Raw genomic sequence first — 15,270 nt, 5'->3', positions numbered from 1 at the left:
GGAAGCCAGCGAGACCTGGGTAGGCAGCGGTGGAGCTGGGATCCCCGGCCCGATGGTTAACGCCCCTCGTTGCGCCTGACCATTCCCATGATGAGGAATATCAGTCCGACGGCCAGCGGGATCAGGGTGTATAGCGTATGGGTGCCACCGATGAAACTCATGTAAAAAATGAAGATGAAGGTTCCGATCACCAGGATCAAACCAGTGGTGACCAGGGCGCGGCCGCGATTGGGCGGCGGCAGCGGAGGAAGCCACGGTGGCGGATCATCCGTCCAGTTCATACAGATCAGTGTACGGCTGGCAGGCAGGTGTTGACGCCACAGTGTCGTGTGCACCGTATCTTGGGGTCAGTGTCTTCTGCACCGTGTCGTCCGCACCGAAGCCTGGCGCCTTAACGACCAAACGTCCCTCCCCCAAAGGGTAAGGACGTTTGGCCGTGAATCCAGGTTGCACTTTTGTGTGGAGATGGCGGGAATTGAACCCGCGTCCGATGCAGTGTAGTCAGGGCTTCTCCGGGCGCAGTTTGCGTCGGTTTTTCTCAGCTTCAGCAGTTCTGCAAACAGACTGCTGCCAAGCTCAGTTACATAAGTGTCCCCCTGAAACCTGTAACGAGTTTCAGGAGCAGTGGCCCTCTAAATGACGCCAGGATCCGGGACGAGAGCATTCCCGGGCTGACGGACTTGGTCTTACTGCTTAGGCAGCGAGAGCGAAGTCAGTGCGTTTTTGTTCGGCACTTATATTTTTACAAGGAGCGTTTACGAGATAGCCTTGTAAATCCTCGGCCCGCTTCCCCTGTCGCGACTAACATCGTCGAAACCTGTCATCCCCGTGTGTAGTTATCAATTGTGGTGCATCCCGGTTGCCCGGATATCCAAGTATAACGCACCATCATGGACGAGGTATTCCCGGCTAGAAGGTAATCCCAAAAATCACAATCGGGGACTGCCACAGCGATACCACCACAAATGACACCGCCACGAATGCGAGGCCGACGGCGGCCAGTGCCGTCGTCGCCGCCTGCTTGCGCTTGAAGCTCCACCAGAACACCACCACGTTCATCAGGACGAGTAGCGGTGCCACCCAGATGATCAGCTGTGCCAGGTACAGATAGATCAGGAAGAAGAAGGGAATCAGCGCGAAGATCCCCACCGGGACGATCGCGAGCAGGAGCAACAGGTCGATCAGGGCGACGACAGTGACCCACCAGGGCCTGCGGTACCGTAACTCGGACTCGTCTGGATCCTCGACAGGTTCCTGGGCCTCCCAGAAAACATCGCTCATACCTCAGGTGCCCCGGTTTTTCTCACGCATGTCACGCAGAGCCTCGCGATTGTCCTGCTTCTCCCGCAGGGTCTGTCGCTTGTCGTAGTCCCGCTTACCGCGGGCGACGGCGATTTCCACCTTCGCGCGGCCGTTGAGGAAGTACAACTGCAGCGGCACCAGGGTGAACCCGCTCTCGCGGATCCGCTGGGAAATACGGGTGAGCTCGTCACGGTGCAGCAGCAATTTGCGACGGCGTCGGGCGGCGTGATTGGTCCAGCTACCCTGCGTGTACTCGGGAATGTGGATGCCCTCGAGCCAGAGTTCATCGTTGTAGAAGATGGCGAACCCGTCCACCAGGGAGGCGCGCCCGGCGCGGAGTGACTTCACCTCGGTGCCCATCAGGGCAAGGCCAGCCTCATACGTGTCCAGCACCTCGTAGTCATGCCGGGCCTTCCGATTGGTGGCCACTACTTTTCGGCCACTTTCCTTGGGCACGGTACAACTCCTTTTGCAGGTGGGCGGCTCCACGGCTTACCACCGGGGGGCAACGAACGGTCCCTCCAGTCTAGTGCGTCGGGTCCTACAGCAGGCCCAGCGGGTCGACGAGGCTGCCGTTGAGCTGCGTTTCAAAGTGCAGGTGGCAGCCGTTGGAGTTGCCGGTGGTACCCGTGCGGCCTATCAGTTGGCCGGCACTGACCTTCTGCCCTACCGACACGTTAAAGCTGGACAGGTGGTAGTAATTGGTCGCCAGGGCGTTCCCCTGCAGTACGCCATGGTTAATGACAACCCGGTTGCCAGCACCGGTTACTGCGTTGGAGTCGGCATACCAGACCTCGCCGGCGGCCGCCGCGTACAGCGGTGTGCCACACCCCACGCCGTAGTCGATCCCGGTGTGCCGGTAACCGCCGGAGCCGTCAAAGTCGATCGTGCCCACCGGTGTCGCACGCCACCCGAAGCCAGAGGAAACGGGACCGCTAACCGGTGCCCGCAGTCCGAAGGCGGAGGGATCGCCAGACTCGATGGGAGCGATGGGGCCTACCGTCGCAGGAACAACAGCGGCGGGCTCTACGGGTGCCGGTGCCGGCCGCCGTGCCGCAGCAGCGGCCGCGGCTGCCGCTGCGTTCTCGGCGGCAGCCTTTTCAGCCGCAGCCTGGGCGCGGCGTTCGGTCTCGATCCGGGCCCGCTCCTCGGCCTCGGCGCGGAGCCGGGCTTCCTCGCGTTTGCGCGCCTCCTCGATCAGCCGGGCCTGCCTCGCAGCGATGTCAGCGGCGACCTTCTGATGTGCGGATTCCACCTCGGCCAGCTGGGCCTCGATCACTGGCTTCTGTTCCTGGAGCTGCTCAGACAATTCAGAGGTGTCCGCCACGAGGGCATCGACCTTACTCTTTTGCGTTGCTGCTTCGTCGCGGGCTATCTGTTCCGCGGCGAGTGCCTCCTCCGCCTGCGCCTTAAGGTCGAGGATCTCAGCCTCGACGGCGATCAGACGCGCCTCTGAGCTGAGGTTGATCGCGTTTTGCTGGGAGAGCTGATCCAGGGCGGCGTTCTGGCTGCGCAGGGCCTGGTCGACCATGTCGATTGAGTTGGTGAGGCTTTCCGAGCCTTCCGAACCAAATAGCAGTGACAGGTTCGAGGGCACTCCCCCGTTCTTGTAGGCCTGGGTAGCGATTTGCCCGATCATCTCCCGGGTTTCGCCCATCGCCTCCTGGTCGAGGTCAATCTGCTCGTTGATCTTGTTCCTTGTTTCCTGCGCAAGGTCGACCCGCTGGGTCAGCGCGGTTACCTGGCTGGTTGCCGATTCGACGCGCCCCTGCGCATCCGCCAAGGCCTGCTGGGCTGCGGGCAATTGTCCCTGGAAGACCCGGAGCTGGGCGATGGTTTTAGCAATGTCGGCATCGAGGTACTCGATCGACTGCTGAACATCTTCGATTTCCTGCTCGAGAGCGCTCTGCCGGTTATCCAGTTCATCAGCAAAGACTGGTGCACTGAAGCCAAACGCCAACGCCACAATCACCGCGACCGATGTGCCGACAACGGCTTTGGTCGCGACTGATTGATTGGCCGGCGAGAACGGCCAAGATTTAAGGGCAGGCATAGGCTCTCTTTCTTTGCTGGACATCACTCTAAACCCTCAAATAGCGTCTGAGAGTGAGAAGTGACGACACTCCGGCAAGAACTCCACCCAACAAAATGAGCAGTGGGGCCAAAAGAAGCACCTCGGATGAGGAAATAAATGCGGTTTCCGGATACATCTCTGCGAGCACACCGTTGAGGGCGAAGTGGGCGAGAGCCCAGAGTGTGCCGGTGGCCAACAGCCCACCAATCACCGCGGCAATCACCCCTTCCAGCACGAACGGGAGCTGGATGACGGCCTTACTGGCGCCCACCAGACGCATAATTCCGGTCTCGCGGCGTCTACTGAACGCCGAAAGTCGAATAGTAGTTGCCACCAGCAACACCGCGCAGAGCAGCATAACGCCGGCTATGGTCAACGCGATCGCCGACGCAACATTCATGTAGGTGAAAAGCCGTTCCAGCAATTCCCTCTGGTCGCTGACCACGTCAACCCCGGGCGTCGAGGAAAAGGCTTCGTTGATGACCTCATACTTCTCGGGGTCCACCAAGTTGACCCTGAACGATTCGGGCAGTTGGTCCGCTGTTACCGAATCAACAATCGGTGAATTGGCAAACTGATCCTGGAAATGGCCGAGCGCTTCTTCCTGGGATTCGTACTCGACCGTTGAGACGTACGCGCTGAAGGAGTCCGATTCGAGGATCGCTTCGATGTCGTCGCGCTGGTCGTCGGTAACCGGGCCTGCGGCACAGCTCGGCGAGGTGGAATTATCCACGCAGAGGAACACGGCAACCTGAACGCGGTCGTACCAGTAGCCCTTCATCTGGTTGATCTGCAGTTGCAGCAGTCCCGCCGCACCCACGAAGGTCAGGGAGATAAAGGTGACCAGAATAATCGAGACGACCATCGCCAGGTTCCGGCGCAGGCCGGATCCTAGCTCGCCGAGGACGAAAGCGAACCTCATTGCGCTGATACCCCGGTCTCGCCGATATAGATGCCCTGGGCGTCGTCGCGTACCACCGACCCATTGTGGAGCTCGACCACCCGCTTCCGCATCGTATTCACGATGTCGTCGTCGTGGGTGGCCATCACCACGGTGGTGCCGTTGGAGTTGATCTTGTCCAGCACTTTCATGATGCCCATGGACGTGGTGGGGTCGAGGTTACCCGTGGGCTCATCGGCCAGCAGGATGCCTGGCCGGTTCACGATGGCCCGGGCAATCGCGACGCGCTGCTGCTCGCCACCGGAGAGCTCATGGGGCATCCTGTTGTTCTTGCCCTCAAGGCCCACCGTCTGCAGCACGTCGGGCACTGTCTCCCTGATGACGGCGCGGCTTTTCCCGATCACCTGCATCGCGAACGCGACGTTGGCGAAAACGGTCTTGTTGGGTAGCAGCCGGAAGTCCTGGAACACCACGCCGATCCCGCGGCGCAGCTTGGGTACGCGCCAGCTGGGAATGTTGGCGACGTTCTGGCCTGCCACGTACACGGCTCCACGCGACACCCGGTCCTCCTTGAGGACCAGGCGGATGAACGTGGACTTGCCGGACCCTGAGGCCCCGACCAGGAAAACGAACTCCCCACGGTCCACTTCGAGGCTGACGGCGTCGAGAGCTGGCCGTGACTTGTTGTCGTAGACCTTGGTGACAGTGTCGAATCTAATCATGACTACTTTGCGCCCATAGGAAGCTGCCAGTGCACGGGCATTTGCTGGGGGAAAGAAGTACCGGCCTCTGAACTATAGCGACGCCCTTGTGCGTTGACTGCTCATCACGGCGGTGTGTCGCTTTGGTGTCGGTCTACTCCGCGGGAGCACTGCGGTTGTTGGCCCGCCACCGGATTCCGGCATCGATGAAGTCGTCGATCTCACCGTCAAACACCGCCGAGGTGTTGCCCACCTCGTGCTCGGTCCGGAGGTCCTTGACCATTTGATACGGGTTGAGGACGTACGAGCGCATCTGGTCACCCCACGACGCCTTCACATCGCCGGCCATCGCCTTCTTTTCAGCGTTTTCCGCTTCTTGCATCTGCAGCAGCAGACGGGACTGGAGCACCCTCAGTGCCGCGGCACGGTTTTGCAGTTGGGATTTCTCATTCTGCATCGACACCACGATGCCCGTGGGGATGTGGGTCAGGCGGACCGCCGAGTCAGTGGTGTTGACCGACTGGCCGCCGGGGCCGGAGGACCTGAACACGTCCACCTTGATCTCGTTGTCGGGAATCTCCACAGAGTCGGTTTGTTCGATGAGCGGGATGACTTCGACGGCGGCGAAGGAGGTCTGGCGGCGCCCCTGGTTGTCGAAAGGGCTGATTCGCACGAGCCGGTGCGTTCCGGCTTCCACAGAGAGGGTGCCGAAGGCGTAGGGCGCTTTCACCTCGAAGGTGGCGGACTTCAGGCCGGCTTCCTCCGCATAGGAGGTGTCCAGCACCTGGGTGGGATACCCGTGGCGTTCGGCCCAGCGCAGGTACATGCGGAGCAGCATCTCGGCGAAATCGGCAGCGTCCACTCCACCAGCACCCGAACGGATGCTGACCACCGCTTCCCGTTCGTCGTACTCCCCCGCCAGCAGGGTTACCACCTCAAGCCGATCCAGTGAGGCGCTCAGCGAGGTAAGTTCCTTGACGGATTCCTCCCGGGAGGCCTCGTCGTCCTCGTCCTGGGCCAGTTCCACCAGGACTTCGAGGTCCTCGATGCGTGAGTGAAGGGTTTCCAGGCGCTCCAGCGCAGACTGGCGGTGGGACAGCCGGGAGGTGATTTTCTGGGCGGCAGCAGGATCGTCCCACAGGTTGGGCTCCCCCGCCTGTTCGCTGAGTTCAGCAATGTCAGTGCGGATCGCCTCCACATCAGCGACCTGTTCGATGTTGGCGTACTTGGTGCGGAGCGCGCGGATTTCTGCGGGAAAATCGATGTTTGCCATGATTGATCCAGCCTACGTCATGGCGCCGGACTCACGTGGTGACCCCTGCGGGTAATCGGTCGGGTGACTTGGTGCGTGGTGGCTAGCTCAGGGGGCCCAGATGGGTGCGCTCCATGGCATCGGCGGCGACGGCCGCCGGGCCTTCACGCATCAGGTGCCGCTGGTGATCGGCCCCCGTTCCGTGTTGCACGATCCTTCGCAGCAACCCGTTCACCGTGGCCTCGTCGTCGTACTCCCGCAGGATTGGTTGTACCCGTGTGATCAGCAGGTTGATTGCGTCAGCGGCGTCGCAGAGCCCTCCATCCACCGGGTTGACGAGTGGTCCTCCGAGCCCGTATCTGCTGGCCGTCCAGCTGGCGGCCCGGAGATCCGCAGCCGTGGCGACGGGTGCCGGCTCTCCTGCCCGCCATGCCCTCGCCCCGTCTTCGACCAGCGCGCGGGTCAAGGCTGCGATCAGGACGGCGTCGCCCGCGTAGAGGCAGACGTCGCAGATTCGGACCTCCACTGTCGGGTGTTTGCGCGCCAACCGCGCATCGGTATAGAACATGCCTTCGTCGAGGATCACGCCGTCGTCGAGACGCGTCTGGATCAACTTCTGATACGCCTGCACCGAGCCGAACGGCTCGTAGGTACCGGAGGTGGGCCAGCGGAGGTTCAGGGGATAGCGGTAGCTGGCATATCCGCTGTCCGCACCGTTCCAGTAGGGTGAATTGGCGCTGAGCGCCAGCAGGATGGGCAGCCAGACACGGATCCGGTCCAGGACGGCGACGCCCTCCTCGGGGGACTCGATTGACACGTGCACATGGAACCCGCAGGTGAGGTGCTCGGCGAGCGCCAGCCCGTAGAGATCCCGCATCCGTTCATACCTGCCCTCGGGCGCGAGCCTGAGCGTCGCCGGGTGGACGCTGGTGGCGAGCGCTGCCACCCTGGCACCATACTGGCGAGCTGCACGGTCCGCCTGGCGACGGCCGCCGTGGATTGCCGCCGCCAGGTCCCTCAGGTCGGCGAAGGGCTGGCTGATTACCCCCAGCTGTTGCTGCTGCAGTTCCAGGGACAACTCGCTGGTGTCGTCGTCGTCGGGCGCCACCTCGGAAAGAACCAGCGGCGAGAGAGCCGCCGGGCGCCCGGTGTGCTCATCGAGCAGGAGGAGTTCTTCCTCCACGCCGAACGTCCTGCCCGCCCGGGTACCGGTGGGGGTGACGTCTCCTGTGGACACTGCCTCCCCTCCTCTTCTTCGTGCCAGGGGGATGGATGCGGATAACCCAGGGCTTAGGAAGAAGCGTCCTCAGAACCAAGAAGGGTGTCAAGGGTCGCCGGAGACCCTTGAGGTTGGCGGACCCCAGTGCACCCCCACCTGTGGGGGCCAAGGCCCGAGCCGGAATGCCGGCAGCGGTGGAATAAGCACCCCCCGCTCACCCGTTCCATGGGTAGGCAAGGATCGGGTACCGGTAATCGGGGACGGGTGAGAGGGAAGCATGCTGAAGACTGTGGTGATTGGGGCCGGCCAGGCCGGTCTCTCGGCCGCCTACCACCTGCGACGGCAGGGCCTCGTACCCGAGAAGGACTTCGTGGTGCTGGATGCCAATCCCGGCCCGGGCGGCGCGTGGCGGCACCGCTGGCCATCGCTCACCTTCGGGACTGCCCACAATATTCATGACCTGCCGGGACTTGCGCTCGGCGTCCCCGACCCCACCGAGCCGGCGTCGGAGGTGGTCAGCCGCTACTACGGCGCTTATGAGCGGAAGTTCGAGCTACCGGTACACCGCCCGGAGGTCGTCCGGGACGTCGTGTCCGACTCCACCGACGGTCCGCTGCGGGTCGTCACCGGATCGGCCAGCCGGGATACCGAGCTGATCATCAACGGCACCGGCACCTGGGACCGCCCCTACTGGCCCTACTATCCGGGCCGCGAACTGTTCCTCGGCTCTCAGCTCCACACCCATGACTTCCGGTCGGCGGAGGAGTTCAAAGGACTACACGTGGTGGTGGTGGGTGCCGGGACGTCCGCTGCCCAGTTCCTTCTCCAGCTCACCGCGGCCGGTGCCACCACCACCTGGGTCACGCGCCGCCCGCCGGCGTTCACCGGGCGCGAGTTCAACGCCGAATGGGGCAGGGAGGTCGAAGCGACTGTCAACGAACGCACAGCGGAGGGACTTCCACCGGCCAGCGTGGTCTCGACGACTGGGCTGCCGCTCACCCGCCAGTATCAGGACGGGATTGACGCCGGGATCCTGGTCTCTGCTGGTGGAATGCGTTCGATCACGCCCGAGGGGGTTCTCCTTGAGAGCGGAAGAGAGATCCGGGCGGACGCCATCCTGTGGGCCACCGGGTTCAGGGCGGCGCTGGATCATCTGGCTCCCTTGAAACTGCGGGAACCTGGCGGCGGCATCCGGATGGATGGGGTCCATGTCATCAAGGATCCCCGGGTGCTCTTGGTGGGCTACGGTGCCTCCGCTTCCACGCTGGGAGCCACCCGCGCCGGGAGGGCTGCCGCGGTTGCGGCCGTGAAGCGCCTCGACAAGGTCACAGCCAGCACCTGAGGGGCGGCTCTCCGTCTAGAAGATGGCGTTCAGCCCATTCCATCCGGTCCCCACCTGCACCCGCGGCAGCCAGCCTCCGGAGCCGTTGCCCGGGTACAGCCACAGGTAGCCCCGGGAATCCCGTGCGAGGAGGTCCGCGGTGCGGTCGCCGTTGAAGTCACCCGGACCCATCAGGGCGGTCATCGAGTTCCAGCTGGTCCCGACCCGCACTCTTGGAAGCCACCGCCCGGCGCCGTTGCCCGGATACAGCCACAGGTACCCGGTCGCTGATTCTCGGGCGAGAATGTCCGAACGGCCATCCCCGTTGAAATCGCCCGGCGCGACAATCGCGCTGAACGCGTTCCAGTCGCTGCCGACCCGCTGCCGGGGCAACCACCCGCCGGACCCGTTTCCCGGGTAGAGCCAGAGGTAGCCAGTGGTCCTCTCACGGGCTAGGACGTCGACGAACTGGTCGCCGTTGAAGTCGCCCGGCCCGACGATGGAGTTGATCGCGTTCCACCCGTGGCCGACCCGAACGCGGGGAAGCCATCCCCCCGTGCCGTTCCCCCGGTAAAGCCAGAGGTAGCCAGTGGCTGCCTCACGAGCGAGCACGTCAGAGGGGCCGTCGCCGTTGAAGTCACCAGGCGTTTCGAGGGCGTTCATTGACCCCCAATTGACCCCAATTCGGATACCAGACCAAACGGTGCCGTTCCCCTTCCCCCGGTACAACCGCAGGTCACCCGTTGACGTGACGCGGGCCAGGATGTCATTGTTCCAGTCCCCGTTGAACTCCGCAGTGGATAGGGACAGCGTTGATGCAGGGATTGCGAGGGGCGTGAAGGCGTATGGCTCGCACGTCAGGTCGTAGTCGCGGGTTTCGTCGTACCACTGGGAAATATAGACGCGGCCACCGGAGAAACTCGGTTGCCGGCAGCGGTCCAGTGCTTCATTGGGATAGTCCAGCCTGCCGGCGGTCGCCCAGACGGGCACCCCTGGCAACCGCCAGGAGCCGGTGATCCCGGTCCAGCCTGCAGCATAGGAGTAGAGACCGTAGGAGAAGCCCGCGTCCCGCAGGCCCCGCATCAGCCCCTCGATGATGAGCCGGTTGTCCCGTTGTTGAGCTGCCGTGCTGGTGGGCCAGGGCTGGGCGGGGCGGGGTTCGACGTCGATCCAGACGACCGGCGGCCGGAACCCAATCCTGTTCATGCTTGCGACGGCGTATTGCGCTTCGGAGTAGCCCACGTTGGAGAGTCGCCCTGCACGGGTGTTGCTGGTCCACGGCCCCCTTGAGCCGTAGGTGCTCAGCTGGGCGGCAGTCGGGTAGCCCGCCATCGCATAACCGTGTGCTTTTTTGTTGTTGGTCTTGGTCCAGTTGACCTGGCTGGCCAGACAGGGGTTCTCGGTGAAGGGAAGCCCCCTGGTCAGTCCGATAATCACGAACTGGGTGGAGGTGGGCGGCATGGGCAGAGAGAACCCGCCCTGCGCCGTCGAGCACTGGGGCCAGGAAATGTCGTGGCCGTACAGCGGCGCGGCCTGGGCAGGGGGTGCGACGGTCACGAAGCCGAGCAGGAGCGCCAGTGAAGTCAGTAGAGCTATTGCCATCCGCCGGAGCGAGCGAATCATCACGCAGACCACCTCATCCAACCGGCACCAGTTTACCGCCGCTGAAGGAATAAAGAGCCTGCTCAGCGGCACCAATCTCGGGCCATGTCCACCCCTACTGCCCTCTCAGGGACTGCCAGCGGTCCGCAACACCCGCCCGAGCGGAAGCCTTTATCCGTAACAGTCTCAGCGGGTCAGCTCGGACCTGGCATCCGCTGTCACCACAATCGGAATACCTTCGGGGACGAGGAAATTCACCATTGGCGGATGAACGACGGCGGTGAGCACCACCCGAGCCGTCCGGCTATCCGGTGCGCCGGTCGCTGGATCGACAGACAGTCCGTTGAACCGTGCTCCGGCACCGGTCAGGACCAAATAATTCTGCACCGACGAGCGCACCGTGCCCGAGTCCAGTTCCGGCACCGGCGCCGTGGCATCCGGCGCCGGCTCCGCCAGCCCGAACGTATCCGCCGCACTCAAAGCCGCCCCGTCGGCAACCGATAAAAGCTTCTGCCGGTCAAGGTAAACCGCAGACGCTGCCAGGACCACCGTGAGTGTCAGCAGGGACAACAGAACGTAGCCGATCACCATCACCATGATTTGCCCTTCCTCAGCGGCAGACGATGCACGGCTAGGTCTGGGCTGTAGCAGGCGGCCACTCACCGGTAACGCTCCACTAGCTGGGTTGCTGACGCGTCTACAGAGATCGCCGAACCACTCACGCCGGCCCCCGATGGCATCAGCGGCAGCTGAACTCCAAGCCGAACCTCGACGGTCACACCCGATCCGGGAGCCAGACACTCGCCTGAACATCGGATCTGAACCTCCGCTGCAGCTGCATCGAACCCGAAGTCATTCAGCACCAGCAGGGCCGCCCGCTGCGCACCCGCAGCTGCATCCGGCACTGATTCCTTACTCACATAGACTTTCGCGGCCTGGTCTGCCGCACCAACGACGGCGAAAGACCCGGCCTGCAGCTGGGAGAGTGTCAGGACGAAATAAACGACAGGTACCAGGAGCAGCAGCCCAAGGAAAACGAACTCCACCACGGCACTTCCGGATTCCTCGTTATTGATCCGCTGGGGTGGTCGAGAGCGCCGCATGTCCTGTCACCTCGAGAATCCCGGCGGGACCAATGAGCCCGATCACCGGCAACGGTGCCCGCACTGTTACGACCAACATCGACAGACCGTCCCGATCGATCTCCTCCACCGAGATGTTCTCTGCGTATGCGCCATTCAGTGCGGTGGAAAGGATCGTCCTCGTTCGCTCGGCCGCGTCAGTGGCTGAGCGGTCGGCCAATGTGCCGTAGCGCGCCCCAGCGGACGCGGCATCAATGAGTGTGTTGCGGACATGGAGAACCAGCGTCAGCTGCAAGACCGCGATAAAGATGACGGTCAAGAGACCTCCCACCAACGCGAAGTCCACCACCGCTGCGCCACGCTCGGGATCCTCAGCCGCACCCTTATGGTTGGTGCGCCGCAAGTCCGGCCTGGATTCCATCCGGCGTGTCCCTGGGTTGCTTCAGGGACTGACGCGACTGATCGCGTCATTGAACAGGTTCTCCAGGGCTGGGCCGGCGAGGGCCAACAATGCCGCCACCAGCACGGCTGACATCAGCGTGATCATGACCCATCCCGGCACGTCACCGCGCTCGGACGGATCGTTAGCGGTGCCGCGCGCCCCCTGAACCACACGGGTCAGAGTGAATGCCACGAGTAGGTAAAGGGCCGGAAGGATCCGTTGGATGGGTGGGTGCGGTTTCATTCTGTACCTCTTCCGGTCGACTTCAATTGTTTGCTGTGGGTCACAGCCCCAGGCTGATCAGGGCAATGCCCGGGTAAACGGCAAATAGCACCGTCAGGGGAAGCACGCCAAACACCAGGGGGATCATCATGGCGATCTCCTTCTTTCCGGCGGACTCCATCAGTTCCCGCTTAGACACATCGCGGACATCCTGGGCCTGCGCCCTCAGCACATCTGCCAGCGGTGTGCCCCGCTGGACTGCTACCGACACTCCATCGACAAACCGCACCAGGGGCGTGAGCCTGGTCCGGTCGGAGAACTGCTGCAGTGCCGCGATGAGAGGTGTCCCTGCCCGGGTTTCCGCGAGGACCCGCTCAAACTCCAGCGCCAGCTCCCCGTGAGCTGTGCGGCAGATTCGTTCCAGCGCCCCTGTTGCACTCTCCCCCGCGCTCACTGCCAAGGCCATCAGCTCTGCCAGGCTCGGAAATTCGGCGAGCATCTTGGCCTCCCGCCGCTTGATCTGCGCAGTCAGGACGTAGTCCCTCAGCAGGTACCCGCCGGCTGTACATCCCGCGACGGCGAGCGCAGCGGGGAACGGGCCGATGGCGCCCGACAAAGTCATCAACACCGCCGTCCCGGCGGAGAGGCTGAGAGCAACCGCCGCCCAGAGAATCTGTTCAGCCCGAAAGTCGACGACCTTCTGGTCCTTACCGGCCTGGGCTAGCCGCTTGGCCAACATGGTCGATGCGGGATTGAACCTGCCCAACCAACCGACGACGTCGTTCACCACCGGGCGTGCAATGCGCTCGATAGGACCGAAGGGAGTCAAGAGCGCCGGAGACCCATCCAACAACCGGGAACGCACATCAACAGACTTCAGTTGGGGCGCTACCCGGTCGACAAACCGCGTCGATCGCATCAGAGGCACTCTCACCACGACCAACCACAGCCCCACGCCCAGCACACAACCAGCGAGCGCTGGGAGCGCCTGAATATCCATCACCGGAGGACCCTCTCATCCTGGGGCAGCGCACCAATGCGAAGCATGATCCGGTAGCACACCACTGAAATCACCAGACCTCCCAGCAGGACGGCGGCGCCGGTTGGAGTGTTATAGGCCATGACCGCCTCGGGCCGGGTCGCAAGCAGCATCAGAACCAGCCAGGGAGCGGCCACCGCGAGGCGGGCAGCATTGATGGTCCAGGATTGTCGTGCCTCAAGTTCGCTCCTCGTCCGGGCGCTGTCCCGCAGGAAATCGGCCAGGGTTCCGAGGAGCCGGCCAAGATCAGAGCCGCCCACTTCACGTGTCATCCGCAGGGCTTCGATGATGCGGTCCGCCACTGGGTCGGCGAGTCTGGTCTTCAACCGACCCAGCGCATCATCGAACCGGGCTCCAGCGCGGTAATCAGCGCCGAACGCGCCGAACGCCTGGCGTAGCTCGACCGGCCCCTTGTCACCCAGTTGGGTGATCGCTTCCGGAAGCGACAGTCCAGCCCGGATCGCCGATCGCAAGTGGTCAACGACGTCGGGCCACAGCTCCCGGAGCGCCGCCGCGCGCCGGTGTGCCCTCCACCTGACGACACCCGTGGGGAGGAATGCGGCAAACAGTGAGAAGCATGCCGCAATCGGTGGAGACCCGGTGAGAACAAGGATCGCGAGAAAGCACAGCACCCCCACCCCCAGTGATGATGCCACCAGGCCCCCCACCGAAACCTTCTCGATTCCGGCGCGCAGGAGGAGTTCCTCAACCCGGCCGATGTGTTGAACGGCTGGCCTGTACCGCGGGGATTCGGTCCAGCAAGACCACCAGAGGAGGTACAGCCCGGTCCCGAGCACAGCCCCAATCGCCGCCGTCATAGCACGGGCTCCAGCAGCCGTGACACCTGGAAACCCGCTTTCGCGAACTTCTCCTCGGCCGGCATGGCCGATGCCGTGACAACGAGATCTCCTTCGACCCTCCGGAAGACTGAGGAGGACTCGATGATGCCGTTCTCCACCCGTCGCCCCAGGCACAGGATTTCGGTGATCCACCGCCGTCCGTCTCGGACGCGTTCACAATGGACAACGAGATCGATGCAGGACGCGACGGTCGGCACAACGAAAGCGCTAGAGATGTTGTCACCGGCGAGCAGCGGAAGGGTACAGATCTTCGTCACTGCGTCGTGGGCACTATTGGCATGGACGCTACACATCCCGGGTAGTCCCGAATTGAGCGCCACCAGCATGTCCAAACTTTCTGCTTCCCGTACCTCGCCGACGATCAGCCGATCGGGACGCATCCGCAGCGCCTCCTTGACCAGCCTCCGCAACGGAATTTCGCCCTGTCCTTCCAGATTCGGAGGGCGGCACTGCATCCCCACCACGTCCCGGAGGGGCAGCTTCAGCTCGAAAATCTCCTCCACGGTCACCACCCGCTCCCGCGACCCGATGCTCGATCCCAGACAGTTCAGCAACGTGGTCTTTCCTGCCTGGGTGGCGCCGGAAACCAAGATGTTCAACCCGCTTGCGACCGCCGCATCCAGGAAGCGGGCGGCCTGCGGTGTGAGGGTGCCCAACTCGACCAGATGGTCCAACCGGGTGGCTTTCGCAATGAATTTCCGAATGTTCACCGACCAGTGGCGGCGGGTGACATCCGGGATGACGACGTGCAACCGGGAACCGTCGGGCAGGGCTGCATCCACAAAGGGTGACGAGAGATCCAGCCGCCTGCCCGAGGACTTCAGCATTCGCTCGACGAGGTCATGAATCTGTTGCTCTGCCAACACGAGGGAGGTCAATTCAGACTCGCCGAATCTCGCCACGTAGATCTCGGACGGGGAATTGATCCACACCTCTTCCACCGTCGGATCGTCCAGCAGCGGCTGGAGGGCACCAAACCCGGCGACTGCGTCAAAGACGTGCTTCCGCGCCAGGTCCAGCTGCCCCAGCTGCGGCAGCGTGCCCAGCACTGAACGCTCGTCGTAGTCACTGACCGCAGCCTCCACCAGCCTCAGCACCTCACCGCTTTGGCGGCTTGGATCCAGGCCGCGGCGGCGAATCAGCTCGCGCACCTCGTCCTCAATAATTCCTACGGCGTCCATAGGACTCCCTGACGTCAGTGTGTACCGACTCCTTCGGCCGGTACGCCTGAGACCGTGGCTGTAACGGGTGAA

The 15,270-nt window shown here is 63.3% G+C and carries 17 protein-coding genes and 1 other RNA gene; 1 reads left to right on the top strand and 17 read right to left on the bottom strand.

The features are described 5' to 3' along the window. Positions 1-56 precede the first annotated feature (56 nt). From IWX64_RS03205 to IWX64_RS03165, 9 genes are all read right to left on the bottom strand, one after another. Positions 57-281 carry a hypothetical protein gene (locus IWX64_RS03205; protein ID WP_196865725.1) on the bottom strand — a complete coding sequence of 75 codons (225 nt, stop codon included), beginning with the start codon at positions 279-281 and terminating at the stop codon, positions 57-59. A gap of 176 nt (positions 282-457) precedes the next feature. Then, positions 458-828: a transfer-messenger RNA gene (gene ssrA, locus IWX64_RS03200) on the bottom strand. 81 nt (positions 829-909) lie between these two features. After that, positions 910-1,281 carry a hypothetical protein gene (locus IWX64_RS03195; RefSeq protein ID WP_196865724.1) on the bottom strand — a complete coding sequence of 124 codons (372 nt, stop codon included), beginning with the start codon at positions 1,279-1,281 and terminating at the stop codon, positions 910-912. A gap of 3 nt (positions 1,282-1,284) precedes the next feature. After that, the gene (smpB, locus tag IWX64_RS03190) at positions 1,285-1,758 is read right to left on the bottom strand and encodes an SsrA-binding protein SmpB (protein ID WP_196865723.1); all 474 of its coding nucleotides are present in this window, start codon (positions 1,756-1,758) and stop codon (positions 1,285-1,287) included. Between the two features lie 85 nt (positions 1,759-1,843). Next, a complete protein-coding gene (locus tag IWX64_RS03185; protein ID WP_196865722.1) occupies positions 1,844-3,355 on the bottom strand; it encodes a peptidoglycan DD-metalloendopeptidase family protein in 1,512 nt (503 codons plus the stop codon). A 28-nt stretch (positions 3,356-3,383) separates the two neighbouring features. After that, on the bottom strand, positions 3,384-4,298 hold the full coding sequence (ftsX, locus tag IWX64_RS03180) for a permease-like cell division protein FtsX (RefSeq protein ID WP_196865721.1): 915 nt from the start codon (positions 4,296-4,298) through the stop codon (positions 3,384-3,386). Next, positions 4,295-4,999, bottom strand: coding sequence for a cell division ATP-binding protein FtsE (gene ftsE / locus IWX64_RS03175; protein WP_196865720.1), 705 nt, complete (start codon positions 4,997-4,999; stop codon positions 4,295-4,297). The genes ftsX and ftsE overlap by 4 nt, the downstream gene beginning before the upstream one ends. 133 nt (positions 5,000-5,132) lie before the next feature. Next, complete coding sequence (gene prfB / locus IWX64_RS03170) at positions 5,133-6,251, bottom strand: peptide chain release factor 2 (RefSeq protein WP_196865719.1); 1,119 nt, start codon at positions 6,249-6,251, stop codon at positions 5,133-5,135. 82 nt (positions 6,252-6,333) lie between these two features. After that, complete coding sequence (locus IWX64_RS03165; RefSeq protein WP_196865718.1) at positions 6,334-7,467, bottom strand: carboxylate-amine ligase; 1,134 nt, start codon at positions 7,465-7,467, stop codon at positions 6,334-6,336. Between the two features lie 259 nt (positions 7,468-7,726). On the opposite strand from IWX64_RS03165, the gene IWX64_RS03160 reads away from it, so the two are divergent. Then, positions 7,727-8,791, top strand: coding sequence for an NAD(P)-binding domain-containing protein (locus IWX64_RS03160; RefSeq protein ID WP_196865717.1), 1,065 nt, complete (start codon positions 7,727-7,729; stop codon positions 8,789-8,791). Between the two features lie 15 nt (positions 8,792-8,806). Here the strand turns inward: IWX64_RS03160 and IWX64_RS03155 are convergent, their stop codons facing one another. The 8 genes from IWX64_RS03155 to IWX64_RS03120 form a co-directional block, all read right to left on the bottom strand. Then, the gene (locus IWX64_RS03155; RefSeq protein ID WP_245345598.1) at positions 8,807-10,372 is read right to left on the bottom strand and encodes an FG-GAP-like repeat-containing protein; all 1,566 of its coding nucleotides are present in this window, start codon (positions 10,370-10,372) and stop codon (positions 8,807-8,809) included. A gap of 186 nt (positions 10,373-10,558) precedes the next feature. Continuing rightward, complete coding sequence (locus IWX64_RS03150) at positions 10,559-10,969, bottom strand: pilus assembly protein TadG-related protein (protein ID WP_196865715.1); 411 nt, start codon at positions 10,967-10,969, stop codon at positions 10,559-10,561. Between the two features lie 62 nt (positions 10,970-11,031). Then, complete coding sequence (locus IWX64_RS03145) at positions 11,032-11,475, bottom strand: hypothetical protein (RefSeq protein ID WP_196865714.1); 444 nt, start codon at positions 11,473-11,475, stop codon at positions 11,032-11,034. Beyond that, positions 11,441-11,875, bottom strand: a complete 435-nt coding sequence (locus IWX64_RS03140) for a TadE family protein (protein WP_196865713.1) — start codon at positions 11,873-11,875, stop codon at positions 11,441-11,443. Before IWX64_RS03140 ends, IWX64_RS03145 begins: the two co-directional genes overlap by 35 nt. Before the next feature lie 21 nt (positions 11,876-11,896). Then, positions 11,897-12,139, bottom strand: a complete 243-nt coding sequence (locus IWX64_RS03135) for a hypothetical protein (RefSeq protein WP_196865712.1) — start codon at positions 12,137-12,139, stop codon at positions 11,897-11,899. 40 nt (positions 12,140-12,179) lie between these two features. Next, on the bottom strand, positions 12,180-13,121 hold the full coding sequence (locus IWX64_RS03130) for a type II secretion system F family protein (protein WP_442859024.1): 942 nt from the start codon (positions 13,119-13,121) through the stop codon (positions 12,180-12,182). Next, the gene (locus IWX64_RS03125; RefSeq protein WP_196865710.1) at positions 13,118-13,975 is read right to left on the bottom strand and encodes a type II secretion system F family protein; all 858 of its coding nucleotides are present in this window, start codon (positions 13,973-13,975) and stop codon (positions 13,118-13,120) included. Before IWX64_RS03125 ends, IWX64_RS03130 begins: the two co-directional genes overlap by 4 nt. Next, entirely contained in the window at positions 13,972-15,198 is a 1,227-nt protein-coding gene (locus IWX64_RS03120; protein WP_196865709.1) for a CpaF family protein, read from the bottom strand. Before IWX64_RS03120 ends, IWX64_RS03125 begins: the two co-directional genes overlap by 4 nt. Positions 15,199-15,270 lie beyond the last annotated feature (72 nt).

The organism is Arthrobacter sp. CAN_A212, assembly GCF_015752345.1.
In the GTDB taxonomy this organism is placed as follows: Bacteria; Actinomycetota; Actinomycetes; order Actinomycetales; family Micrococcaceae; genus Arthrobacter_D.
This window is presented reverse-complemented; position numbering and strand designations above follow the sequence as displayed.